We start from the raw sequence: 24,341 nt of genomic DNA, 5'->3' as shown, positions 1-24,341 counted from the left end.
CGTGTCCGGGGCCGAGGCTCTGCGTCACGCCGCCTTAGCTCAGTCGGCAGAGCGTCTCACTCGTAATGAGAAGGTCGTGGGTTCGATTCCCACAGGCGGCTCCCTGTCTTCCACAGACTCCCTGTCTTCCACAGACTTGTCGTCATCCACAGACTCGTCCCGCGAAGCTCTGCACCGTCCAGCCAGCCCACGTCTGTGGCGATTACCATGGCCCGGATGACCGCGACCCCTTCCCCTCGGCTCCGGCTCGCGGCGATCGTCTCGGCTCTCGTGGTCGGGGCGCTCACCCTCGGAGCCGGCGCCTTCGCCATCGGATCGACACTCGGCCGCGACTCCGAGCCGGTCTCGATCGGATCCCCGTCCCCCACGGCCACCCCGCCTCAGGAGCCGACCGCCACCGACCGGCCCGCCGCTGACGAGACTCCGCGGCCCGTGCGCACGTGCTCCGTCGCCGAGCTCGCTGCGGATCCCCGCCTGGGATCGATGCAGGCGCGGGTGGTGGACGCCACGAGCGGTGAGGTGCTCTTCGACCGCGGCGGAACCACCGCCTCGCGCACCGCCTCCGCCCTGAAAGTGCTGACGGCCGCCGCGGCCCTCGCCGTACTGGGGCCGGAGACACGGATCCCGACCACGGTCGTGCGCGGCGAGACACCCGGGAGCATCGTCCTGGTCGGCGGCGGCGACCTCACTCTCAGTCGTCTCCCGAGCGGCCAGGAGTCGAGCTACGCGGGCGCGGCGCACCTGGACGACCTCGCCGCGCAGGTCGAGAGCGCCTGGGAGACCGACGCCGGGACGGCGGGCACCCCGATCACCTCGGTGGTGCTCGACGGATCGCTGTACGCGGGCGAGACCTGGCAGCCGAGCTGGAACCGCAAGGAGCAGACAGACGGCTACATGCCCGAGATCACGGCTCTCCAGGTCGACGGTGACCGCGAGGACCCGACGCGTCCCACCTCCGAGCGCGGAACGGACCCGATCGGGCGGGCGGGAGAGGCGTTCGCCGACGAGTTGTCCGGTCCCGTCGACGTCGTGCGCGGCACCGCTCCGGCGGGATCCGCGGTGTTGGGTACCGTCGAGTCGGCTCCTGTCGCGGCCCTGGTGCAGCAGATGCTGCTCGTCTCGGACAACGCCATCGCCGAGATGCTCGCCCGGCTCGTGGCCATCCGCACTGGCGCCGGGAACACGTTCGCCGCCGAGCAGGCGGGGATGGTGCGGGGCCTCTCCGGGTATGGAGTCGACACCAGCGGCGTCACCGTCGTCGACGGCTCGGGCTTGAGCGACGACAATGCGATCACGCCCTCCTTCTTCACCGAGCTGCTGCGTCACGTTCAGGCCAGGGAGGGATCGCTCGGCGTGCTGCTGGACGGGCTCCCCGTCTCGGCGCGGACCGGATCGCTCTCCTACTCCGACCGCTTCGCCGGCGACAACGCCGTGGCAGCTGGCGCGGTCCGCGCGAAGACAGGGTGGATCGACACCGGCTACACGCTCGCGGGAGTGGTCTCGGCGCAGGACGGTGCCACGCTGACGTTCGCGGTCTACGCTCTGGGCGAGGTGGACGACTCCGCGAAAACCGCCATCGACACTCTCGTGACGGGGTTCTATCGCTGCGGCGGCTCGCTCTCCGACTCCTGATCTGAAAGGACCACGATGACCACGGCTCTCCTCATCGTCGACGTGCAGAACGACTTCACCGAGGGGGGAGCGCTCGCCGTTGCGGGCGGTGACGCCGTCGCCGGGCGCATCTCGGCGTACCTGAGCGCCACCCGGTACGACACGGTGCTCGCCTCGCGCGACTGGCACGACGGCGACTCGGACAACGGGGGTCACTTCGCCACCGAGCCCGACTTCGTCGACACCTGGCCGGTCCACTGCGTCGCGGGTACGGCCGGCGCCGACTATCACTCGGCCCTCGACCTCGCGGCGGTCGATGTGCACATCCGCAAGGGCCAGGGGCGGCCCTCGTACTCGGCGTTCGAAGGAGTGACGAGTGAGGGGGAATCGGTGCCGGAGCTTCTCGTGCGCCTCGGGGTGACCGAGCTCGACGTGGTCGGCCTTGCGACGGACTACTGCGTCCGCGCCTCCGCTCTCGATGCGCGGTCGGAGGGGATCGCGGTGCGCGTTCTCGACGATCTCGTCGCCGGCGTCTCGGAGGAGGGCAGCGCGGCGGCCTTGCGCGAGATCGCCGCGGCCGGTGTCCGGGTCGAGCGCTCCCACTGACCGCGGCATCATCCCTCCCCAGCCTGACGGTGGCGGAGTTGTCCACGGATTCGCGGCCATCTCGTGGTCGAGCGGAATCGCCGCCTACACTGAAAGGACGAAAAGCTCCTCCTGGCGCGGCTCTCGCGCTCCGATCCGAAGAGAAGGCTGCCTCCCGTGACTGAATCCGTTGTCCGTGGTTCTGCCGAGCGCAGCGCCGCCGAGATCGCGCTGCTCGCGCGAGTGCCATCGAAGCTCCTCATCGGCGGGGCGTGGGTCGATGCATCGGGCGGGCGAGTCCTCGACGTGGAGGACCCGTCGACCGAGAAGGTCCTGGCGTCGGTCGCCGATGCGACTCCCGACGACGGGCTCCGAGCCCTCGACGCTGCCGTCGCTGCGGGGGAGGAGTGGGCCGCGACACCGCCTCGCGCTCGGGGTGAGATTCTCCGCCGGGCGTTCGACCTCCTGCAGGAGCGCAAGGACGACTTCGCGCTGCTCATGAGCCTCGAGATGGGCAAACCTCTCGCGGAGGCACGGGGCGAGGTCGCCTACGGTGGCGAGTTCCTCCGCTGGTTCAGCGAGGAGGCGGTGCGGATCTCGGGTCGCTACGGGGTGAACCCCGAGGGCACCGGGCGGATGATCGTCTCGCAGCACGCGGTCGGTCCGTGCTACCTCATCACGCCGTGGAACTTCCCCTTGGCGATGGCCACCCGCAAGATCGCACCGGCGCTCGCGGCCGGCTGCACCGTCGTGGTGAAACCGGCCGAGTTGACTCCGCTCACCACCCTCGCCTTCGCCGCCCTGCTCGGCGAGGCAGGGCTCCCCGATGGGGTGATCAACGTCATCACGACCTCGCAGGCGGGTGCGGTCTCGGAGCCTCTCCTCGCCGACCGGAGACTGCGGAAGCTGTCCTTCACCGGCTCGACTCCCGTCGGCCGCACCCTGCTCCGGCAGGCGTCCGAGAACGTGCTGCGCACCTCGATGGAACTCGGAGGCAATGCGCCCTTCCTCGTGTTCGAGGATGCCGATCTCGAGCGCGCGGTCGAGGGGGCGATGCAAGCGAAGTTCCGTAACATCGGTCAGGCCTGCACCGCCGCCAACCGTTTCTTCGTCCACGAGTCGGTCGCCGAGGAGTTCGCCCAGCGGGTGACCGAGAGAGTGAGCGCCCTGACGCTCGGCCGCGGCAGCGAGTCGGGAGTCTCCGTCGGCCCGCTGATCGACGACCGCGCCGTCGCGAAGGCGCGCTCGCTCGTCGAGGACGCTCTAGAGCGTGGTGCGCGGCTCCGCGTCGGCGGCGGCATCGTCGAGGGCTCCGGGCACTTCTTCGAGGCGACGGTCCTCACGGACGTCCCCACGGGCAGCGAGCTCCACCACACGGAGATCTTCGGACCGGTGCTGGCGATCACGACGTTCCGCGACGAGGATGACGCCGTCGCCCTCGCGAACGACACGGAGTTCGGCTTGGTGTCGTACGTCTTCACGCGCGACCTCGCGAGAGGCCAGCGGATGATCGAGCGTCTGGCGACGGGGATGATGGGGCTCAACGTCGGCGTCGTGTCCAACGCAGCTGCTCCGTTCGGCGGCGTCAAGCAGTCCGGGCTCGGGCGCGAAGGCGGCCTCGAGGGCATCCACGAGTACCTCGACACCAAGTACACGCTCACCCCCGACCCGTTCGGCTGAGCGATGGAGCGGATCGAGGTCACCTCGCTCGAGGACCCCCGGCTGCGCGACTACGCGCACGCCACTGACGTCGCCCTCAAGAACGCGCGCGGCGCGCACGGGCTCTACATCGCCGAGTCGGGGCTCGTACTGGAACGGGCTCTGGCGGCTGGGCACCGGCCGCGCTCCGTGCTCGCACTCGGCGGCTCCGTCGCTGAGGCGGAACGACTCCTCGGCGCTCTCGACGTGCCTGTGTTCACCGGGCCGGGCGAACTCCTCGCGGAGCTCACCGGCTACACGCTGCACCGCGGACTCATCGCGGCGATGAACAGGCCGGAGCTGCCCCACCCCTCCGAGGTCCTCCGCGGCGCGCGACGAGTTGTCGTGCTCGAGGACGTCGTCGATCCGACGAACGTGGGCGCCATCTTCCGCTCGGTCGGAGCGATCGGCGCGGACGCCGTGCTCGTCACCCCGCGCTGCTCCGATCCGTTCTACCGCCGGGCCATCCGGGTCAGCATGGGCACCGTCCTCCAGGTGCCCTGGACCCGTGTGGGCGACTGGGACAGCACGACGCGCCTTCTCCACTCTGCGGGCTTCTCGATCGCCGCGATGGCGCTCACCCCCGAGGCGATACCGCTGCGGGAGTTCGCCGCGCGTGCCCCCGACCGGGTCGCTCTCGTGCTCGGCACGGAAGGCGATGGGCTCACCCCCGAAGCTCTGGCCGCTGCTGACGTCGCGGTGCAGATTCCGATGCGGCACGGGATCGACTCGCTCAATGTCGCCGCCGCGAGCGCGGTGGCCATGTGGGCGCTGGCCTGAGAGAGCACGGCGTCGGAGGGACTGGCTCGAGAAGCGAGGCGCGGCGACCGCTCCCGCACGAGGGGGCCGGTCGCGCTCGTCAGGCACTGTCCGAGGGGTCGATCCTCGAAGAGCGCGGAGCGCGGTGGTTGCATCGTCGATGCGCCACGACGCAACGATCCGCGCCGCGGCGCCCCGTGAGGGCGGCTCTGCGGTACGCTCGCCGGACCCTGTCCTTAGGGACATGCTGTCCCAAAGACCACCCTGTCGTCCGGTACCGCACCCTCCTCCCTCGACAGATCCCCTCCCGCGAGCAATCCCTCCCGCGCCACCACTCGCGCCGTGCCCCGCGACCGCCACACTGCCCGGTCTCGAGACGCACCCCGTCCGGCGCCTCGACCCCAACCCCACCCCAGAGTGAGGATGACCATGCCCCAGAGCCTCCGGCGCCGACGTCGCTCCCGCCGCGCCCTCGTCATGCTCGCGCCCACCGTGATGCTCGCCCTCTCGGCATGCGTCGCCTCCCCGGCCGAGGTGCCCGGCGACGCCACGCTGCACTCCACCTCCACGACACCGGGCTCTTCCGGCACCGCCACCGACGATGTCGGCTCGATCGACAGTGCGGCCGTGTCCCGCTTCATCACCAACTGCCTCGCGCGGTACGGCCTGGGCGAGCGCCCGACGCTACCCGCGGACGCGAACGCGGCGGCGACGGCAGCGGCGCAACGCCTCCGCGACCAGTACGACGCGACGTTCACCGACTGCACCGCCGCCGCGCTCGCCACTGCCGCTCCGACTCCCGCCGCTCCGACCACCGACGCAGCGGCTGAGACCGCGACGCCCTCACCCTCTGGCTCGCCCCGCCCGAGTCCGAGCTCCTGATGCGGCTCGACGGAGCAGGCGCACTCGTCGCGGGCGGAGCCTCCGGGCTCGGCGCGGCGACCGCGATCGCGCTCAGCGAGGCCGGCGCCCACGTCACCGTGCTCGACCTGCCCGGGGCGATCGAGGCCGCGCGACTCCCGAACGGCATACGCCTCGTGGTCGGGGACGTGCTCGACACGGCGGCGGTCGACCGTGCGATCGGCGCCGTCAGCGATCTGCGGGTCGCCGTCTGTTGCGCGGGGATCGCGACTCCCGGCCGCCTGCTCGGACGCGACGGCCCGCTGCCGCTCGAGGAGTTCGAGCGTGTGCTCCGGATCAACACGGTCGGCACCGTCAACGTGCTCCGTCTGGCGGCGTCGTCGATCCGCGAGCGCGACCCGATCGAGGGCGAGCGCGGGGTGCTCGTGACCACCGCCTCCATCGCCGCCGTCGAGGGCCAGATCGGCCAGGTCGCCTACGCGGCCTCGAAAGGAGCGGTCGCCGCGCTCACGCTCCCGCTCGCACGCGAGCTCGCCGCGGACCTCCTGCGCATTGTCTGCATCGCTCCGGGCACCTTCGACACGCCCCTCCTCGCCGCTCTTCCCGAGCCGGCGCGGAAGGCGCTGGGCTCGGCGACCCCGCACCCGGCTCGGCCGACCCGCCGAATTCGCCGCCCTCGTGCGGCACGTCGTCGAGAACCCGATGCTCAACGGTGAGGTCATCCGACTCGACGGCGCGCTGCGGCTCCCCCCGCGCTGACGCGCGGCCGGCGGCGACCCACGCCTCCGCTCAGACGAGGAGCTGGTGTTTGGCCAGATCGCGGTAAAGCGGAGTCGACTCGACCAGCTCGGAGTGGGTGCCGACTCCGACGACCTCGCCCTTCTGCAAGACGACGATGTGGTCGGAGTCGACCACTGTCGAGAGCCGGTGCGCGATGACCAGCAGGGTGCGGTTCTCGGCGACGGCGTCGATCGCACGGCGCAGGCGCTGCTCGTTGAGGCCGTCGAGGCTCGACGTCGACTCGTCCAACAGCAGGATGGGCGGGGCGGCGAGCAGGGCGCGGCCGATCGCGAGGCGTTGGCGCTCGCCTCCCGAGAGCATCACCCCGCTCTCGCCGACGGGCGCGTGCAGGCCCAGCGGGTTGCGCTCGAGCACCTCGGTGAGGTTGACGGCCTCGAGTACGCGGAGGCACTCGGTGTCGTCCGCGTCCGGCCGTCCGAGCACGAGGTTCTCGCGGATCGTGCCCGCCAGCACGGGAGCATCCTGCTCGACGTAGCCGATGTGGGCGCGCAGGGCATCACGATCGATGGCGGCGATGTCGACGCCGCCGAGGCGGACGACGCCGGCCTCGGGATCGTAGAAGCGCTCGATCAGCGCGAGGATCGTGCTCTTCCCCGCACCGGACGGACCGACGAGAGCGGTGCGCTTGCCGCGGGGGACGGTGAACGAGACCCCACGCAGGACGGTGCGGTCGCGAGCCTCCGGATCGGCGCTCAGGGCGGCCTCGTCGTAGGAGAACACGACGTCCTCGAACGCGATCGCCTCGTCGGTGACACCGGCGCCGAATCCGCCCGTCGCCGAGTCGCCGTCGCCCTCGATGGGCAGGTCGATGATCTCCTGGATGCGCCCGAGCGCGCCGAGGGCGGAATTGACCGAGGTGATCGCGCCGATGAAGTTGCCCAGCGGCATCACCATCATGAACAGGAAGAGGATGAAGGAGACCAGCTGGGCGATATCGATGGCTCCGGAGGCGACCCGGTAGCCGCCGACGCCGAGCACGGCGAGGAATGCGACCTGCAGGGCGATGCCGGCGACGGGGACGACCAGTGCCGAGACGTGGGCGACGCGGAGGCCGAGGTGGTATGCCTCCGTCGCATGACGGTCGACCACGGCGATCTCACGATCGGTGGCCCCCGCCGCGCGGATCGTGCGGACGGCGCTGATCGCGCGCTCGACCGAGGCCGCCAGATCGCCCACCTTCTCCTGCGCCATGCGGCTGGCGGTGCGGATCCCGCGGCCCAGGGTGAGGGCGAGACCGAGGGCCACCGAGACCACCAGGACGATGATGAGCAGCAGCACCCAGTCGATGATCGCCATGGCCACGAGTGCGCCGACGAACACCAGGGAGCCTGCGATGGAGTCGACGAGCCCCTGGGTGAGCACGGCGCGCAGTAGCGTGGAGTCGGATCCCACTCGTGAGACGAGATCCCCGGTGCGCCGAGCGTCGAACTCGCGGATCGGAAGGCGCAGAAGCCGCGCGACCAGGCGCCGGCGGCTCGAGAGCACGATGCCTTCGCCGGTGCGCTGCAGGAGGTAGTGGGCGAAGCCGGAGATCAGACCGGAGGCGACGACGAGCGCGACGAGCGCCCAGACCAGCGGGCCCAGGTCGAGCCCGTCTTGGACTCGCGTGATGACCTGGCCGACGAGGAGCGGCTGAGCCAGGCTCGTCGCGGCGCCGAGCAGGCTGAGCAGCACGACGATCGACAGGATGCCCCTGTGCTCGAGCAAGTAGGGCACGAGCTGCGAGAAGGAGGCACGAGGCCCGTCGTCCTTGCCGCGGCCAGGCCGCCTCCTGCCGCGCGTGCCGTCGGTCGTGGTGCTCATCGCTCGTTCCTCGCTCATGCCCTGCTTCGTGTGGACCGCCCGCCGGCTGGTACCGAGGCAGAGCACGAACGACGGCCAGGAGACGTTCGCGTCCCGCGCCCGGCACGGGCCTCGGCCCGGTCGAGCTCGACGCGCAGACCGTCGATCGCGCGGAGCGCGGTGATCGGGCCGTCGGCTCCAGCGCTCCTGCGAGAGCCGTGGTCGTGCCGTCGTCCATTGTGCCTCCTCATCGCTGCGAACCCGCCGCGGCGGCCCGGAGACGCGGACGGCCCGCCGGACACTCCCGACGGGCCGTCACTGCCTGCAGCGGAACCGCTTACGACACGTTGTCCGTGTAGGACACGTGACGCGTCTCCTTCGAGATGATCAGAGCGATCAACGTCAACACCGCCGCGGCGCTGAGGTACAGGCCGACCAGCACGGTGCTCCCGCCCGCCGCCTTCCACAGCGCGACGGCGACGATAGGCGCGACCGCCGCTCCGAGGATCGACGCCAGGTTGTACGACATCGCCGATCCGGTGTACCGCACGTTGGTCGGGAAAAGCTCGGGAAGCACGGCGCCCATCGGTCCGAAGGTGAGCCCCATCAGCGTGAAGCCGAGGATGAGGACGGCCATGGCGCCGACGAACCCGCCGCTGAACAGCGGAACGAACAGCAGGCCGAACGCCAGGATCGCCGAGGTGACAACGATCAGGAGGCGACGGCGCCCGAACTTCTCGGCCAGCGGTCCCGAGACGAGGGTGAAGACTCCGAAGAACACCACGCCGACGATCAGCATGAGCAGGAAGTCGTTGCGGGCATAGCCGAGACCGGGCACCGCGCCCGCGTTCGGTGCGGTGCCGTAGGTGAGGGTGAACGTGGTCATCAGGTAGAACAGCACGTAGGTCGCCAGCATGATGAAAGTCCCCAGGATGAGCGGCGCCCAGCTGGTCACGAACACCCGCGCGAGCGGCAGCCTCGCGACCTCGCCCTGCTCCACGACCTTCTGGAACGCCGGCGTCTCGACGAGCGTGAAGCGCACGTACAGGCCGACCGCCACCAGCACCGCGCTCGCGAGGAACGGCACTCGCCAGCCCCAGGCGGCGAAGGTCTCGTCGCTCATGGTGATCGAGAGCACCAAGAACAGCAGGTTCGCGACGATGAAGCCGATCGGCGCGCCCAGCTGGGGGAAGGTGCCGTAGATGGCGCGCTTGCCCGCCGGGGCGTTCTCGGTCGCGAGCAGCGCGGCTCCGGACCACTCGCCGCCGAGGCCCAGCCCCTGGCAGAAGCGCAGCACAACCAGCAGGAACGGGGCGAGGAACTCCCAGCCCGGGGTGAGAGCGGTGGGGAGGCAGCCGATCAGGAACGTCGCGACGCCCATCGTCAGGAGGGAGGCCACGAGCGTGCCTTTGCGACCGATGCGATCTCCGAAGTGCCCGAAGATGATCGAGCCGATCGGGCGCGCGATGAACGCGACTCCGAAGACCGCGAACGAGGCGAGTTGCGCGGTCGTCGCGTCTTCGCTGGCGAAGAACAGCGCCGGGAACACGAGGACCGCCGCTGTCGCGTATGCGTAGAAGTCGTAGAACTCGATCGAGGTGCCGATGAGGCTCGCGAGGATCACCCGGCCACGAGAGTTCTGCGGTGTGGCCGGGGGCGCGTCGGTGACGGGCTGCGAGGAGGGCATAGGGAGGCTCCGTGGGACGAGGGTTCTCCGGAGCCGGCGGGCGGGGCGTCGATCGGGCGTCGCGGGCCGCCGGGGCAGGGGGAGAAGTGACGGGTCGCTCATGACGACCCGTCCACTTTACGCCGTGTTCTCCCAGGTTCAGGCCTCGGCGACCCCACCACGGGGGACGCCCGCGGCCGGTCGGCTTCGATCGCCGCCTAGCTGCGCAGCGACCGCAAGAGCAGCGCGGTCGCGACCGCCGCCTCCGCCGCCTCGCGGCCCTTGTCCTCCTTCGAGCCGGGCAGACCCGCCCGGTCGAGACCCTGCTGCTCGTCGTCGAGCGTGAGCACGCCGAAGCCGACCGGCTTCCCGGTCTGGATCGAGACGTTCGTCAGCCCCGAGGTGGCGGCGTCGGAGACGTACTCGAAGTGCGGAGTGCCGCCGCGGATGATCACGCCCAGAGCGACGACGGCGTCGGCCCCCGCGTCGAGCGCGGCCTTGGAGGCGACGGGCAGCTCGAACGAGCCGGGCACGCGCACCAGCGACCAGGAGGCTCCGGCCTCGTCGAGCGCACGGCTTGCGCCCGCGATCAGGCCGTCGCTGATCTGCTCGTGCCAGGTCCCCGCGATGACCACGACCCGCAGGCCGGCGCCGTCGAGGGGGGAGGTGGTGGGGGCGCCGCTACCGGCCATTGCTACTCCTTCGTGAGGGCACCGACGGTGCCGTGGTCGTCGAGGCCGAGACGGCCGTCGAGGTCGTGTCCCATACGGTCGCGCTTGGTCTCGAGATAGCCCTCGTTGAAGGCGCCCACGCCGACCACGAGGGGAACCCGCTCGAGGACGGAGATGCCGCGATCGGTAAGCTGGCGCACCTTCTCCGGGTTGTTGGTGAGAAGGCGCACCTCGTGGAGGCCCAGATCCTCGAGGATCCCGACCGCCGCGCCGTAGTCGCGCGCATCGGCGGGCAAGCCGAGCGCGAGGTTGGCGTCGAGGGTGTCGAGCCCGTTCTCCTGCAGCCGGTAGGCGCGGAGCTTGTTGATGAGACCGATGCCGCGCCCCTCGTGCCCGCGAAGGTAGACCACGACTCCACCGTCGCGCTGAATCGTGTCGAGCGCCGCGTCGAGCTGCGGGCCGCACTCGCACTTGAGCGAGCCGAAGGCCTCGCCCGTCAGGCACTCGGAGTGGACACGCACGAGCGTCGGCCTGCCTGCGGCGACCTCGCCCGCCAGGATCGCGACGTGATCGGCCCCGGTTTGGCGGTCGCGGTAGGCGCGGAGGCGGAACGGCCCGTGCGTGGTCGGCACGGTGGTCTCGACCTCGAACGCCACCCGGGGGCTCTCGGCGCTCGGCGCCGCAGCGGGCCGCTCACCCTCGGCGTGCAGCTCCTCGAGATAGGCGATGAGGGCCGCGACCGTCGTGACCGGCACGCCCTCTCGCTCGCCGAGCGCGATGAGGCCGGGGAGACGCATCATCTCGCCGTCCTCCGCCACGATCTCGGAGATGACGCCGACGGGGACGAGGCCGGCGAGCCGCATCAGGTCGACCGCAGCCTCGGTGTGGCCGTCGCGCTCCCGGACCCCTCCCTCGACCGCGCGCAGAGGGAGGATGTGGCCGGGACGATGCAGGCTCGCGGGCGTCGAATCGGGGTCCGCGAGCACGCGGAGGGTGTGGGCGCGGTCGGAGGCACTGATGCCGGTGGAGTGGCGGTCGGCCGCGTCGACCGACACGGTGTACGCGGTGCCTCGCGGGTCCTCGTTCTCGGCGACCATCAGCGGGAGCCCGAGGCGATCGGCGATCTCGTTGGTCATCGGCGCGCAGAGGAACCCTGAGGAGTGCCTGACCATCCACGCGATCGTCTCCTGACTCGCGAGCTGCGCCGACACGATGACGTCGCCCTCGTTCTCGCGCCCCTCGTCATCGGCGACGATGACGGGACGGCCGGCGCGCAGGGCCTCGACCGCCTCCGGGATGCCCGCGAGACTCATGCGCGGGCCTTCGCCGCGCCGCGCAGCGCGAGCAGGCGCTCGACGTGCCGGGCGAGGATGTCGGTCTCGATGTTGACCAGCTCGCCGACGGTCCGGGAGCCCAGGGTCGTGGCCGCGAGAGTCTCGGGGATGAGCGACACCTCGAACCACTGCGCGGGCTCTTCCGGGGCGCTGATCGCCGAGACGGTCAGCGAGACGCCGTCGACCGCGATCGAGCCCTTGTCGGTCACGAGGGGGGCGGCCTCGGCAGGCAGCGAGAGGCGCAGGACGCGCCACGCGTCTCCCGGCCGCACGTCGAGCACCTGGGCCGTGCCGTCGACGTGGCCCTGCACGAGGTGTCCGCCCAGTCGGTCGCCGAGTCGCGCCGCGCGCTCGAGGTTGACGGAGTCACCCACCGCTACCTCGTCGAGCGTCGACATGCGCAGGGTCTGCGCCATCACGTCGGCGGTGAAGCCCTCGGCCGTGTGCTCGACCACGGTCAGGCACACTCCCGAGACCGCGATCGAGTCGCCGCGTTGGGCCCCCTCGACCGCGAGCGGGCCGCGCACGCTCAGGCGGATCGCGTCCTCGCTCGTCTCTCTCGCGGTGACGACACCGATCTCCTCGACGATTCCGGTGAACATCAGTGCGTCTCCATCTGCAGGGCATGGGGGAGGCGGCCCGGCGCGCCGGAACCGCCTGCGGGCAGGGCGCCGGGGCGCGCGGTCACGAGCAGGTCGTCGCCGAGCAGCTCGACCGAGCGCAGGCGGAGGCGGTGCGCGCCGTCGATGCCCTCGACCCCGAGGTCGCCGAGCGCGAGACGCGGGCCGCCGAGGAGGGCAGGGGCGAGGAACACCAGGTACTCGTCGACGAGGCCGGCGGTCACCAGGGCGGAGGCGAGTGTCGGCCCGCCCTCGACGTAGACACTGCGGATCTCGGCGGCGTAGAGCCGGTCGAGGACGGCGGGAAGGTCGTGGTCGCGCTCAAGGCGCACGGGGCGCGGGTGGCTGTGGAGGCGGGCGGTGACGGGGATCTCACGTCGACCGACGACGACGGGGAGCGGCTGGTGCGCGAGGTTCTCGCCTCCGTCACTCCGAGCAGTGAGGGCCGGGTCGTCGACGAGGACGGTGCCGGTGCCGACGAGGATCGCATCGCTCGCGGCCCGCTGCTCGTGCACACGGTGACGGGCGGCAGCTCCGGTGATCCACCGGCTGCTGCCGTCGGCCGCAGCCGTGCGCCCGTCGAGGGTCGAGGCCCACTTGAGGGCGACGAAGGGACGGTGGCGGCGCGTCGCGGTCAGCCACACGTGCAGGAACTCCTCGCCGTCCTCGGCGAGGACGCCCTCGATCACGTCGACGCCGGCCGCGCGGAGGGTGAGGCCGCCTCCGGCCGAGCGCAGCCCCGGGTCGTTGACGGCATAGACGACGCGCGCGACTCCCGCCTCGATGAGCGCGCGACTGCACGGCCCGGTACGCCCCGTGTGGTCGCAGGGCTCGAGCGAGACGACCGCCGTGGCTCCGGAGGCGGCGCCCGGCGGGACGTGCGAGAGGGCGTCGACCTCGGCGTGCGCGGTCCCGGCTCCGTGGTGCCAGCCCTCGCCGAGCACGGTGCCGTCGGGAGCGAGGATCACGCAGCCGACGCGCGGGTTCGGGCCGCGGGCGGGGCCGCGTTCGGCGAGCGCCAGCGCTCTGCGCATCGCGTGCTCGTAGTCGATGGTCATTCCCGGTCTTCCGCTCGTCGCCGAACTCCGGGGTCTCGATCGGCGGTGCGCGGACACCGTCGCTCAGCGCCGCGCTGGTGCGTGACGCTCGTGCTGCCTCTCCTCCGGACTTTCACCGTCGGTCCTGGAGTTCCACCAGGTCAACCGCCACTCCCTCGAGGGGAGCGCGGCTCGCGGACTGTCACCGCCGGTTCGGAATTCCCACCGACCCCGGAGCACGTGCTTTCCCGTCAGCCTAATCGACGCTTCCCGGGAGCCGGCCTCGCGGCGTCACACTCGCGGGCATCTCGGCACGTGCCGGGCACGACTCCCTTCGGGAGTGACGGACCGGCTCAGTCCTCCAGGGCGTGCCTCACCGCGTCGTCGACGATGTGGGTGACGTGCGTGTCGGCGACCGAGTAGTGCGCCTCCCGCCCGACGCGCTCCACCGCGACGAGTCCGGCGGAGCGAAGCGTGCGCAGATGCTGCGAGACGAGGGGCTGCGAGAGCCCGGTCGTCTCGGCGAGCCGTCCGACCGTCGACGTCTCCTCCGCGAGCACGCGCAGGAGCCGCAGTCGCGAGGAGGAGGAGAGCACCTTGAACAGCTCGGCGGCGGGTTCGAGGTCCTCGGTCACCTGCTCATGTAAGCAGAGCTGCCTCCGCCGTGTCTGCGCGGGCTCTGGCGCGGGACTGCGATTACCCTCGACCCGATGGACGAGGACAGGTACGGGCAGGACGTGCTCGCCGGCGACTGGCGGGCGAAGAACAGGGTCGAGGTGGCGGTCGTCGAGGCCCAGCGCGACCTCGTGGTCGAGGAGGTCGCCTCCGGCTTCGTCGGCGCCGTGCTCGGGGTCGAGTTGCGCATGGTGCGGCTCGAGGACCGCTTCGGAAAGGTTCGGGTGTTCCCGCTCGGCCCGGGGTTCCTCCTCGACGGCCGGCCGGTGTCGCTCAAGGCCCCCGGACTCAAGCGCGACGCCGGGCTGGGACGCGCCCGCTCCGCCTCCGGCTCGTTCCATGTGGCCGACGCGAAGGCGCGCGTCGCGCTGCCGAGCCGCCTCTACGTCGAGGGCCGCCACGACGCGGAGCTCGTCGAGAAGGTGTGGGGACACGACCTGCGCGTCGAGGGGGTCGTCGTCGAGTACATCGAGGGCGTCGACAACCTCGACGAGGTCGTCCGCGCCTTCCGCCCGGGCCCGGGCCGGCGCATCGGCGTCCTCGTCGACCATCTCGTCCGCGGGTCGAAAGAGTCGCGTCTCGCCGACGCGGTCGCGGCAGGCCCTCACGGCGCGCACGTGCTCATCGTCGGGCATCCCTTCGTCGACGTCTGGCAGGCCGTGAAGCCCGCCCGCCTCGGTCTCGAGCGCTGGCCTGAGATCCCACGAACGGTCGAGTGGAAGCACGGGATCTGCGCGGCGCTCGGCTGGCCGCACGAGGAGCAGGCCGACATCGCTCGGGCCTGGCAGCGCATCCTCGGCCGGGTGCGCACCTTCCACGATCTGGAGCCCGCGCTGCTGGGCCGGGTCGAGCAGCTCATCGACTTCGTGACGGAGCCGGCGTGAACCGCCGCGCGGCCCTGGGCCTCGCCTTCGATGCCGTGCTCGTGCTGGTGTTCGCGCTCATCGGGCGAGCCAGCCACGAGGAGGACCTCACTGCTGTCGGCGTGCTGACGACGCTCTGGCCGTTCCTCGCCGCCCTCCTGCTGGGCTGGGTCGTGTCGCGCTCGTGGCAGACGCCGGAGCGGATCGTGCCCTCCGGTCTCGTCGTCTGGGCGGTCACCGTGGCGGGCGGGATGGTGCTGCGGGCCGCCTCCGAGCAGGGCGTGCAGCTGGGGTTCGTGGTCGTCACGGCGGTGGTGTTGGGCATGTTCCTGCTCGGGAGGCGCGCGCTGGCCCGCGTGCTGGCGAGGCGTCGGGGCTGATCGCGGCCGGTGGCCGGGCCGACGGGCCGTCGCGTCGCTCACGCGGCGACGTCAGCGATGGCACCATGACCCTATGCCCCGACTCCTCGCCGTCTGTCGCGTCGCCCGCCTCCTGCCCGACCCCGGCACGGTCGGCGTGACCGCCATCGACAAGCGGCCCGTCGAGGGGCCTGTCGTGGTTCGTGAGCTTGGTCTCTACGCCGATGTGCAGGCCGACCGTGCCCACCACGGGGGCGAGGACAAGGCGCTGTACGCCTACTCGAGCGAGGACGCGCAGTGGTGGGAGCAGCAGCTCGGGCGGGAGCTGCCTCCGGGTCGATTCGGCGAGAATCTGCGCAGCGAGGGGCTCGAGGTGAGCGGCGCAGTGATCGGCGAGCGTTGGCGCATCGGGGCCTCCGTCGAGGTCGAGGTGACGATGCCGCGGACGCCCTGCGCGACGTTCCAGCGCGTCCTCGACGAACCCCAGTGGGTGCGCCGCTTCACTGAGGCGGGGCGTGTCGGCGCCTATGTGCGCGTGCTCCGCCGCGGTTCCCTCGAGGCGGGAGACGCGATCGAGGTCCTCTCGCGCCCCGAGCACGGCGTGCCGGTCGACCGCTGGTTCCGCGAGCGCCGCCCGGAGGATGCGCAGGCCCTCCTCGAGGCGGCCGAACAGGGGGCCTTGCGGCTCGCACCGGCCCTGCTGGTCTCGATCGAGCGCGCTCTGGCCTGAGCGGAGGCGCGGACCGGCACGCAGCGCCCGCCTGGGAGGATGGGGCCATGACCTCGACGCTGCTCGACCGGATGCCGACGCCCGATGCGGACGGGCGCGTCGACGAGGACGCGGTGTACCTGGCGTTCACCGAATGGGCGCAGTCGCGCGGGCTGCCGCTGTATCCGGCGCAGGACGAGTCGATGCTCGAGATCGCGTCCGGCGCGAACCTGATCCTCTCGACGCCGACTGGCACGGGGAAGTCCCTCGTCGCGATCGGCGCGCACGCCGCGGCCCTCGCCTCCGGCCGGCGCAGCTTCTACACCGCACCGATCAAGGCTCTCGTGTCCGAGAAGTTCTTCGCGCTGGTCGACGTGTTCGGCGCATCCCAGGTCGGGATGGTGACCGGCGACTCCTCGGTGAACCCCGACGCTCCGATCATCTGCTGCACGGCCGAGATTCTCGCCAACCTGGCACTGCGGCACGGCGCGGAGACGCCCGTGGACCAGGTGGTGATGGACGAGTTCCACTTCTACGCCGACCCCGCGCGCGGGTGGGCATGGCAAGTGCCGCTGCTGACCCTTCCGCACGTGCAGTTCGTGCTGATGTCGGCGACCCTGGGTGATGTGACGGCGCTCGCCGCCGACCTCAGCCGGCGCACAGGGCGCGAGACCGCTCGGGTCACGGGCGTCGAGCGGCCGGTGCCGCTCCACTACTTCTACGAGATCGCGCCGATCCACGACTCCATCGAGGAACTGCTCGCGACGAGCCAATCGCCCGTCTACGTCGTGCACTTCTCGCAGGCCGCTGCCCTGGAGCGCGCGCAGGCGCTCACCAGCGCGAACATCGCCTCCCGTGAGCACCGCGACCGCATCGCCGAGGTGATCGGGGGCTTCCGCTTCACGACGGCGTTCGGCAAGACCCTCTCGCGGCTGCTGCGCCTGGGCATCGGCGTTCACCATGCGGGCATGCTGCCGAAGTACCGCCGTCTCGTCGAGCAGCTCGCCCAGCAGGGCATGTTGCGGGTGATCTGCGGCACGGACACGCTCGGCGTGGGCATCAACGTCCCCATCCGCACGGTCGTGTTGACGGCGTTGACCAAATACGACGGCACGCGCATGAGGCAGCTCTCGGCGCGTGAGTTCCATCAGATCGCGGGACGCGCCGGTCGCGCGGGCTACGACACCGCGGGCACGGTCGTGGTGCAGGCGCCCGAGCACGAGTCCGAGAACCGCAAGGCTCTCGACAAGATGGGCGACGATCCCAAGAAGCGGAGGAAATGGGTCGCCAAGCGCGCCCCGCAGGGCTTCGTGAGCTGGGGCGAGCCGAGCTTCCGCAAGCTGATGGACGCGGAGCCCGAGACGCTCACCTCGCACATGACCATCACCTCCGCGATGCTGCTCAACGTGATCGCGCGCGGCGGCGACGTCTATACGAACGTGCACGCCTTGATCTTCGACAACCACGAGTCGTGGAAGCGGCAGCTCCAGCTCGCGCGGCGCGCGCTCGGCATCTATCGCACCTTGCGGGAGGCGGGAGTCGTCGAGCAGAGCATCGGCGCGGATGGAGTGGTGCGCATCCGCCTGACCGTCGACCTGCAGCCGAACTTCGCCCTCAACCAGCCTCTCTCGCCGTTCGCTCTCGCCGTCTTCGACGTGCTCGACCCGGAGTCGCCGAGCTTCGCGCTCGACGTGATCTCGGTGCTCGAGGCCACGCTCGACGACCCCCGTCCGATCCTCGGCGCGCAGCAGTTCCAGGCGCGCGGCGAGGCGGTGGCCGCGATGAAGGCCGAGGGGATCGAGTACGAGGAGCGGATGGAGCTGCTCGAGGCGGTCACACACCCCAAGCCGCTCGACGAGCTCCTGGAGGCGACGTTCGCCACCTACACGGCCGCCCAGCCGTGGGTGCGCGACTTCGAGCTGTCGCCCAAGTCGGTCGTGCGCGACATGTACGAGCGCGCGATGTCGTTCGGCGAGTACACCGCCTTCTACAAGCTCTCACGCTCGGAGGGCCTCGTGCTGCGCTATCTGTCCGACGCGTTCCGCGCGGCGCGGCAGACGATCCCCGACGAGCTCAAGAACGAGGAGCTGCACGACCTGATCGAGTGGCTCGGCGAGCTCGTGCGACAGGTCGACTCCTCCCTCGTCGATGAGTGGGAAGAGCTGGTGAACCCGGCTCTGCACGCGGCGGACCAGGCGATCGTGCCTCCCGCCCCGCGCCGCCTGACCGCGAACCACCGCGCGTTCCGGGTGCTCGTGCGCAACGAGCTGTTCCGCCGGGTGACGCTCGCCGCGCTCGACGACCACGAGGCGCTCGGCGAACTCGACGCCGCGGCGGGCTTCGATGCCGACGCGTGGGGAGCGGCGCTCGACGACTACTACGGAGAGCACGCGAGCATCGGCATCGGCCCCGACGCGCGCGGCCCGGCGATGCTGCTCGTGACCGAGGAGCCGAACCGCTGGGTCGTGCGGCAGATCCTCGACGATCCGGCGGGCGACCACGACTGGGGCATCTCGGCGACCGTCGACCTCGCGGAGTCGGACGAGGCCGGAGCGGCCGTCGTGCGGGTCACCTCCGTGGGGCGTCTCGACGGCACGGAGGGAACCGGCGGGCGGTGACGACGGCGCGTCCCCGGACGCTCAGCTCCAGATGCTCGCGAGGTAGTCGTCGGTGGTCTGCGGGCTGCGCTCGCGCACGTCGGCCTCACTCCACTCCAGGATCGACGGGTCGATCGTCCACGATCCCTCGCGTGGGTCGGAGCCGCTCGTCGCATAGCCGACGCGCGAGTTCGTGACCGACGCCCACGTCGCGGCACCCATCGGCCCGACGAACACGCTGTCGACCGCGGTGCAGCCGAAGTCGGCGCCGGGGCCGTTGGACGCGTTGTAGCCGCCTCCCGTGTCGGCGCCGGCGGGGAGCGGGAACACGCGCGTGACGAGGTCGCCGCCGATCACGAGGCAGTGCTCGTAGCGGACGTTGGACGCCGAGCCGATCTGGAACGCGGAGTTGGTCGAGGCGAAGTCGATGCAGTCGATGCTGGTGATGTCGCCGTAGTAGTTGCCGCCCTGGCCCGACAGCTGCACTGTGTCGGTGTGCGCGTTCGAGCCCTTCTTCTTGAAGGCGGGAGCGGTGGAGCAGGCGATCCGGTAGATGTAGCGGAGGCCCCCCGCTCCGTCGGTCGGCGTGCGCATGCTCGAGACGTCCTCGTCGCGCAGCTGGGCGTCGGGCACGACGACCTCGACCAGCTCGATGTTCTCGGTGAAGTCGGTGTCGTCGACGCCGTAGACGTTGTAAGCGTTGGTCTTCATCCGAGCGAAGGCGGAGCCGGTGCACCCGCTCGCGAGGAACGCGCCCGTGGTGACGATGCCCGCGAAGGCGACGCCGTAGACCCGGAGGAGACGCCAGGAGTTCGCCGTGGTGACGCTCCCGTAGCCGTCACGCGGGTAGACGAGGATGCGGTTCGCGCGGTCGCGCGAGCCGATGTCCTGCATCATCGGCGCCGAGCTCGAACCGGCGCCGCCACCCGGCAGCTCGCCGGGCGCGACCAGGATCCGGACCATGTCGGCCGGTCCTGCCTTCGCGACGGCCGAGGTGATCGCCTCGCCGATCGCCGACCACGAGCACTCGACCTCGACCTCGAGGTCGACGTCGCCCGAGAGCCACGGCGTGAGGGAGGGCCAGTGCGTGCCGTTGGGTCCGAAGGAGGCCACCGGAGCCGGGACACCGGGCAGCAGGTGCAGCTCGGGCGCTGGCGCGTTCGGGTCGCCGGGCACGGCAGGGGAGTCCTCCGGGACGAGGACGCGATAGGCGGCGTAGCCCGCTCCGCCGAGGCCGGCGAGTCCTAGGCCGACGCCGACGCCCCCGAGGACCACGGCGCGCCGGCTCGGGCGCCGGGGCGGAAGGTCGTGGGCGGGCAGAAAGGGCGGGGTGGGATCGGCCAAGGGTGTCCAAACCGTCAGGGGGCGGTGCCGGAGGCGGCACGCCTCGGAACCGGCGCGCCACGCTGTGCCGTGAGCCTCGCCGATCGGGCCGCCGGCGCGCTCACTCGGCACTGTACCAGCCGGTCTGCGAGAGAGCCTGCGTGAGCGCGGCAGGCGTGAGCGGTGGCCTGGCTCAGCGCCCAGGCCGTTCGCGGCGGCGCATCTCGGCCGCGATGTCCTCCTCGGTGATCTCTTTCCTCGTCGGTCCCCAGATCGTCGTCGCGTGCTTCACGACTCCGAAGCCGAGCCCGATCATCGGCCAGATCGGCCAGAAGTAGCCGTCCGCGCCAGTGGCGATCCAGACGACCGTCGTGATGGCCGAGACGCTCGCCCAGCCGCCCAGAGTGCCGAGGAACTCGCGGCGGCGCTTGAGCTCGCGGACGGCCTGCGCGCGCTGGACGTCCTCGGGTCGGGCGGCTCGGGCCAGCGAGCCGGAGCGCTCGGGATCGGACGGGACCGCGTCGCTGCCGGGGGAGGCGTCTCGTCGTGACGCCGGGTCGGGCGACCCCCACACGTCGGTCATGTCGACTCCTCCGCTTGGTGACGCGACCAGCCTACGCACGGTGTGCGGCGGAGGCGAGGTGACGCGTCGACACCCGAGGCCGAGTGCCGACGCGGCCTCACTCGACGATCTCGAGAGACGTGCTCGTCGAGAAGCCGCCGCTCGCGAGCTGCACCGTTAGCGACACGGGCGCGGAGGCATCCACCGGGAACACGGCGAGTCCGCCGTCGTCGGCGCGGACGGAGGCCCGCAACCCGCGCGTCCCCTCGTCGGGGAACAGGAACACCGCTGCTCCCGTGTCGGGGAGCTCCGCCGTCACGAGGCCGGAGACCGGCTGGCCGGCGGAGTCGTTGACCACGACCACGAGGGTGACGCCTTCCTCGATCGACTGGCGCTGCTCGCTGAGCACCGTGATCCTGGACGCGGTGCCCCCGGAGGCGGCGGCCATCGGGGCGGCGACCGCGACGGCTACCGCAGGCACGGTCCAGCCCGCGCTGCGGACGAGGGTGCGGCGGGAGAGGGTCTGGTCTGGCATGGGAGGCTCCAGGTGTCGAGTCGTGGCGGGTCGGGAGGCGGACGTGCTGTCGGAGGCGGGCATCAGCTCGCCTTCCGGGCGGAGTAGGGCGCCGTCACTGTCCGCTGAGAGCCGTCGGCAGCGACCGCCACGACCGTTGCAGTCCCTGCGGGGATGGAGGAGAGGTAGGACTTGGCGGTGTAGCTGACGCTCGCTCCCGGGGCGACCGAGGCGAACCTCTTCGCGCCGTAGCGGGTCGAGACCGTGAGCTGCACGGGAGCGCTGCCGTTGTTCGTCGCGGTGACCGTGACGGTGACCGTGCCGCCCACGACTCCGGTGCTCGCGGCGGCGGACACGTCGATCGTCGCCGAGCGCACGACGACGGTGATCGCGGGAAGGACCGCCGAGGCGTTCCCGGCCGTCGCGGTGACGCGTACCGACCCGGCTGAGCCGCCGGCGGTCATCGTCGGCGCGACGGCCACGCCGGCCGCGTTGGTCACTCCTGTGGCCGAGGTGCTTCCGGAGGCGAAGCTCGCCGGACCGTCGATCGTGAAGGTCACCTCGGCGCCGGCCACGAGCGAGCCGTCGGAGGCACGCGCCTCGACTCCGCGCGAGGCGATCGCCGCCCCGGTCTCGACCGTCTGTGCAGCGCCGTACGTGGCGAGCGCGCTGACCTCCACCGCGTCCTCGGGCAGGTCGAGGCCGACGACCACCGGGTCGTGGTCGCTAGAGCGGTAGGCCGAGGTGTCGTAGAAGATCGTCGCGTTGTAGTCGTAGCGGCTGTACTCGAGGGCCACCGACTCCCCACTGTTGATGTTCCACGTGTCGACGCCCGTGACGGTCGCGTCGGCGGCCCGGGAAGCGAAGACGTGGTCGAGCGAGCCGACCGCGCCGTCGAAGGCGTAGGAGTACTTGCCGTCTTTCGCGCCCTGGTCGATGTAGCCGGCGTTCGTGATGACCATCACCGGATCCTCCGCCGAGTAGGAGTTGAAGTCGCCGAGGAGGTAGACGAGGTCGGTGTCCTTCTCGTGCTGAAGGCGGTCGGCGAAGTCCACGAGCGCGGTCGCCTGCTTGACGCGCGAGGCGTTCGAGGCGCCCTGCCCGTCGCCCTGGTCGGCGTCAGCCCCCGTCCCCGAGCCCTTCGACTTGAAGTGGTTCACGATCGCGACGAACTCGCTCGAGGGGTCGCCGATCAGGCGGAACTCTTGCGCGAGCGGCTTGCGCGCGTTCGAGAACGCCACCGTGTCGTTCAGGATGGTCGACTCCCCGACGGGCTCGACGAGCGCCGTGCGGTAGAGGAAGGCGGTGCGGATGACGTCCTCGTCGGCGAGGGCGGGGAGAGCGGAGGGCGAGGGCACATACGCCCACTGCTCGGAGCCGAGGGCGCTGTTGAGGGCGGCCGTGAGAGTGGCGAGGGCCTCGTCGCGTGGTTTGCCGAACTTCGCCGAGTTCTCGATCTCTTCAAGCGAGACGACTCCCGCGCCCAACCCGTTGATGGCCGTGACGATCTTGGCCTGCTGGCGCTCGAGGTCGTCGGCGTTCGCCGCCCCACGGGCGTCGCAGCCGCCGTTGACGGTCACGGGGTCGCCGTCGCGATCGGTGTAGAAGGTGCAGCCCGGGATCGAGTCGCCTGTCGTCGGGAAGTAGTTGAGGACGTTGAAGGAGGCGATCGACAGGTCGCCGCCGACCGCCGCCGGCCTCGCCTCGCGTGTGTTGGCGAAGGTCGCGGGCTGCACCGAGGAGGCGTTCTCCGCGGTCAACGGGGTGGTGGGCTGGAAGGCCCAACCGCCGTTGCGGTAGTCGAGGACGACGGGGCGGGTGAAGGTCACGGGGGCTCCCACGCGAATGGGGGCAGTGGGGGTCAGGTAGGGCAGCGGGATCGCCTTGTTGGCCGTCGAGCCGAGGAAGTTGATCGATGCCCCGTCGTCGAGGGTGATCGCGCGTGCGGCGTTGTCGGCGACGATGGCCGCGGCCTCGCTCGAGCCCGGGCGGGCGACCTCGGTGGGCGTGAGCAGGGGCGAGTCGCCGGACGCCAGACCGATCGATCCGAAGCTGTTGAGGTCGAAGGTGTCGGTGACCGTGAAGGCGCCGGTGGGCGCGATCAGCATGCTCTCGAGCGCCTCTCGCTCGGAGGCGGTGCGCGGAAGAGGCACGGCCGATGGCGTCGGCGCCGTGGCAGGAGCGTCGAGCCGCACGACGGCCGCGGCCGAGGTGGGAGTCAGCTCGGTGAGGCCGTTGAACTCGCTGACGGCCCCCGTGACGCGCACGGAGTCGCCGATCGCGACGGAGCCGACGGTGGCGGAGGAGTAGACGAAGAGGGCGTCGGAGGCCGTGCGCGCCCCGCCGCCTCCGCTGCCCGCGGTCTGGATGACGTATCCGTTGTAGCCGCCGGAGGGGTAGCGCGCGGTGACGACTCCCGTGGTGGTGACGGTCTGCCCGGCGAGCGGGGAGGCGTCGCCGGTGCCCTGGATCTCGGCGATCGAGACCGTGGGCGCGGTCGTCGGCGGCGCGGTCGGAGTGGGCGTCGGAGTGGGAGGCGCCGTCGGAGTCGGAGTGGGCGTCGGGCCGGATCCCGCGCCCGAGGACTGCGGCGTCATCTCGCCGACCGCGAAATCGGCCGAGTTGACGTCGGTGTCGCCCGTGGCGGAGTCGACGCGTGCGATCGACTGCGTCAGCGTTGGCGCCGGCGCGGCGCTGGCCTCGAAGGTGGCGGAGCTGCCGTAGCCGACGAGGTCGATCACCGAGGCGGGCTGCTGGGCCGCGCCGGTCGGCGGGGCGACGAGGGTCGCCGTTCCCTCGACGAGGAAGAGGGTGCCTCCGGCCGCGGCGAGGTTGAGTCCGTTGGCGGTCTGGTCGGGTGAGGGAAGCGCGGCGCCGTTCGCGCCGTTGCTCGCTCCAGCGATCAGGAAGTGCCCGCCGGCCGGGACCGATCCGGTGAGCGCGACGGTCGTGGACGGGTTGGCCGTTCCTGTCGCCGAGCGGTACTGGAGCGAGAGCCCGGCGAGGGCGACGGCGCCTCCCGTGGGGTTGTACAGCTCGACGTAGCGGTTGCGGTACGTCGCGCCTGCCGAGCCTCCGCGCGCGAAGACCTCGCTGATCACCAGCTCGTCTCCGGCGGGAGAGGCTGAGGCAGGGACGGCGACGAGCGGGCCGGCCGTGACGGCCAGACCGGCGAGCGCGGCGAGGCCGAGACGTCGCCAGGAACGGTGCCGGGAGAGGGCGGGGGCGTCGGGCATGGGGTCCTCTCGGTCACCGCTGCGGTCAGCGGATCAGCGCTACGGGGCTCGCGCGCCCCGGATGTGGGGTACGCATTG

The 24,341-nt window shown here is 71.4% G+C and carries 20 protein-coding genes, 1 tRNA gene, 1 pseudogene and 1 riboswitch; of the genes and pseudogenes, 11 read left to right on the top strand and 11 right to left on the bottom strand.

Annotated features, from left to right (window positions below):
- The first annotated feature begins 28 nt into the window (after window positions 1-28).
- The 7 genes and pseudogenes from ITJ45_RS09995 (at window position 29) to ITJ45_RS09965 (ending at window position 6,273) form a co-directional block, all read left to right on the top strand.
- A tRNA-Thr gene (locus ITJ45_RS09995) sits at window positions 29-101 on the top strand.
- Window positions 102-216: 115 nt separating this feature from the next.
- Complete coding sequence (locus tag ITJ45_RS09990) at window positions 217-1,632, top strand: D-alanyl-D-alanine carboxypeptidase/D-alanyl-D-alanine-endopeptidase (protein ID WP_194609482.1); 1,416 nt, start codon at window positions 217-219, stop codon at window positions 1,630-1,632.
- A 15-nt stretch (window positions 1,633-1,647) separates the two neighbouring features.
- Entirely contained in the window at window positions 1,648-2,217 is a 570-nt protein-coding gene (locus tag ITJ45_RS09985) for an isochorismatase family protein (RefSeq protein ID WP_194609480.1), read from the top strand.
- Window positions 2,218-2,373: 156 nt separating this feature from the next.
- Entirely contained in the window at window positions 2,374-3,876 is a 1,503-nt protein-coding gene (locus ITJ45_RS09980; RefSeq protein WP_194609478.1) for an NAD-dependent succinate-semialdehyde dehydrogenase, read from the top strand.
- A 3-nt stretch (window positions 3,877-3,879) separates the two neighbouring features.
- On the top strand, window positions 3,880-4,674 hold the full coding sequence (locus tag ITJ45_RS09975) for a TrmH family RNA methyltransferase (protein WP_194609477.1): 795 nt from the start codon (window positions 3,880-3,882) through the stop codon (window positions 4,672-4,674).
- Between the two features lie 408 nt (window positions 4,675-5,082).
- On the top strand, window positions 5,083-5,535 hold the full coding sequence (locus tag ITJ45_RS09970; RefSeq protein ID WP_194609475.1) for a hypothetical protein: 453 nt from the start codon (window positions 5,083-5,085) through the stop codon (window positions 5,533-5,535).
- Window positions 5,535-6,273, top strand: a pseudogene (locus ITJ45_RS09965) (SDR family NAD(P)-dependent oxidoreductase). The gene ITJ45_RS09970 and the pseudogene ITJ45_RS09965 overlap by 1 nt, the downstream one beginning before the upstream one ends.
- A 30-nt stretch (window positions 6,274-6,303) precedes the next feature.
- On the opposite strand, the gene ITJ45_RS09960 reads toward ITJ45_RS09965, so the two are convergent.
- From ITJ45_RS09960 to ITJ45_RS09930, 7 genes are all read right to left on the bottom strand, one after another.
- Complete coding sequence (locus tag ITJ45_RS09960) at window positions 6,304-8,118, bottom strand: ABC transporter ATP-binding protein (protein ID WP_194609473.1); 1,815 nt, start codon at window positions 8,116-8,118, stop codon at window positions 6,304-6,306.
- 316 nt (window positions 8,119-8,434) lie between these two features.
- Entirely contained in the window at window positions 8,435-9,784 is a 1,350-nt protein-coding gene (locus ITJ45_RS09955; RefSeq protein ID WP_194609471.1) for an MFS transporter, read from the bottom strand.
- Between the two features lie 197 nt (window positions 9,785-9,981).
- Complete coding sequence (gene ribH, locus ITJ45_RS09950) at window positions 9,982-10,455, bottom strand: 6,7-dimethyl-8-ribityllumazine synthase (RefSeq protein ID WP_194609469.1); 474 nt, start codon at window positions 10,453-10,455, stop codon at window positions 9,982-9,984.
- 2 nt (window positions 10,456-10,457) lie between these two features.
- Window positions 10,458-11,747: a GTP cyclohydrolase II gene (gene ribA / locus ITJ45_RS09945; protein WP_194609467.1), complete on the bottom strand. Its 1,290-nt coding sequence runs from the start codon at window positions 11,745-11,747 to the stop codon at window positions 10,458-10,460.
- The gene (locus ITJ45_RS09940; protein WP_194609465.1) at window positions 11,744-12,370 is read right to left on the bottom strand and encodes a riboflavin synthase; all 627 of its coding nucleotides are present in this window, start codon (window positions 12,368-12,370) and stop codon (window positions 11,744-11,746) included. Before ITJ45_RS09940 ends, ribA begins: the two co-directional genes overlap by 4 nt.
- Window positions 12,370-13,446, bottom strand: coding sequence for a bifunctional diaminohydroxyphosphoribosylaminopyrimidine deaminase/5-amino-6-(5-phosphoribosylamino)uracil reductase RibD (gene ribD / locus ITJ45_RS09935; protein WP_228493803.1), 1,077 nt, complete (start codon window positions 13,444-13,446; stop codon window positions 12,370-12,372). Before ribD ends, ITJ45_RS09940 begins: the two co-directional genes overlap by 1 nt.
- 88 nt (window positions 13,447-13,534) lie before the next feature.
- A riboswitch (FMN riboswitch) is annotated at window positions 13,535-13,667 on the bottom strand.
- A gap of 111 nt (window positions 13,668-13,778) precedes the next feature.
- Window positions 13,779-14,060, bottom strand: coding sequence for an ArsR/SmtB family transcription factor (locus ITJ45_RS09930; protein WP_194609462.1), 282 nt, complete (start codon window positions 14,058-14,060; stop codon window positions 13,779-13,781).
- A 75-nt stretch (window positions 14,061-14,135) separates the two neighbouring features.
- On the opposite strand from ITJ45_RS09930, the gene ITJ45_RS09925 reads away from it, so the two are divergent.
- The 4 genes from ITJ45_RS09925 (at window position 14,136) to ITJ45_RS09910 (ending at window position 18,649) form a co-directional block, all read left to right on the top strand.
- Window positions 14,136-14,984 (top strand): DUF3097 domain-containing protein, encoded by an 849-nt coding sequence (locus tag ITJ45_RS09925; protein WP_194609460.1) that lies wholly within the window; start codon window positions 14,136-14,138, stop codon window positions 14,982-14,984.
- Window positions 14,981-15,343 (top strand): DUF3054 domain-containing protein, encoded by a 363-nt coding sequence (locus ITJ45_RS09920; protein WP_194609459.1) that lies wholly within the window; start codon window positions 14,981-14,983, stop codon window positions 15,341-15,343. Before ITJ45_RS09925 ends, ITJ45_RS09920 begins: the two co-directional genes overlap by 4 nt.
- Window positions 15,344-15,416: 73 nt before the next feature.
- Window positions 15,417-16,052 carry an MOSC domain-containing protein gene (locus ITJ45_RS09915; RefSeq protein ID WP_194609458.1) on the top strand — a complete coding sequence of 212 codons (636 nt, stop codon included), beginning with the start codon at window positions 15,417-15,419 and terminating at the stop codon, window positions 16,050-16,052.
- A gap of 47 nt (window positions 16,053-16,099) precedes the next feature.
- On the top strand, window positions 16,100-18,649 hold the full coding sequence (locus ITJ45_RS09910) for a DEAD/DEAH box helicase (RefSeq protein ID WP_194609456.1): 2,550 nt from the start codon (window positions 16,100-16,102) through the stop codon (window positions 18,647-18,649).
- Window positions 18,650-18,670: 21 nt separating this feature from the next.
- Here the strand turns inward: ITJ45_RS09910 and ITJ45_RS09905 are convergent, their stop codons facing one another.
- The 4 genes from ITJ45_RS09905 to ITJ45_RS09890 all read right to left on the bottom strand — a co-directional run bounded on the left by ITJ45_RS09905 (window position 18,671) and on the right by ITJ45_RS09890 (window position 24,263).
- A complete protein-coding gene (locus tag ITJ45_RS09905; protein WP_194609453.1) occupies window positions 18,671-19,972 on the bottom strand; it encodes a hypothetical protein in 1,302 nt (433 codons plus the stop codon).
- Window positions 19,973-20,144: 172 nt separating this feature from the next.
- Window positions 20,145-20,534, bottom strand: coding sequence for a 2TM domain-containing protein (locus tag ITJ45_RS09900; protein WP_194609451.1), 390 nt, complete (start codon window positions 20,532-20,534; stop codon window positions 20,145-20,147).
- Window positions 20,535-20,631: 97 nt separating this feature from the next.
- A complete protein-coding gene (locus tag ITJ45_RS09895; protein ID WP_194609449.1) occupies window positions 20,632-21,048 on the bottom strand; it encodes a hypothetical protein in 417 nt (138 codons plus the stop codon).
- Window positions 21,049-21,110: 62 nt separating this feature from the next.
- The gene (locus ITJ45_RS09890) at window positions 21,111-24,263 is read right to left on the bottom strand and encodes an ExeM/NucH family extracellular endonuclease (RefSeq protein ID WP_194609447.1); all 3,153 of its coding nucleotides are present in this window, start codon (window positions 24,261-24,263) and stop codon (window positions 21,111-21,113) included.
- Between the last annotated feature and the right edge of the window lie 78 nt (window positions 24,264-24,341).

The organism is Rathayibacter sp. VKM Ac-2879, assembly GCF_015351245.1.
GTDB lineage: Bacteria > Actinomycetota > Actinomycetes > Actinomycetales > Microbacteriaceae > Rathayibacter.
This window is presented reverse-complemented; position numbering and strand designations above follow the sequence as displayed.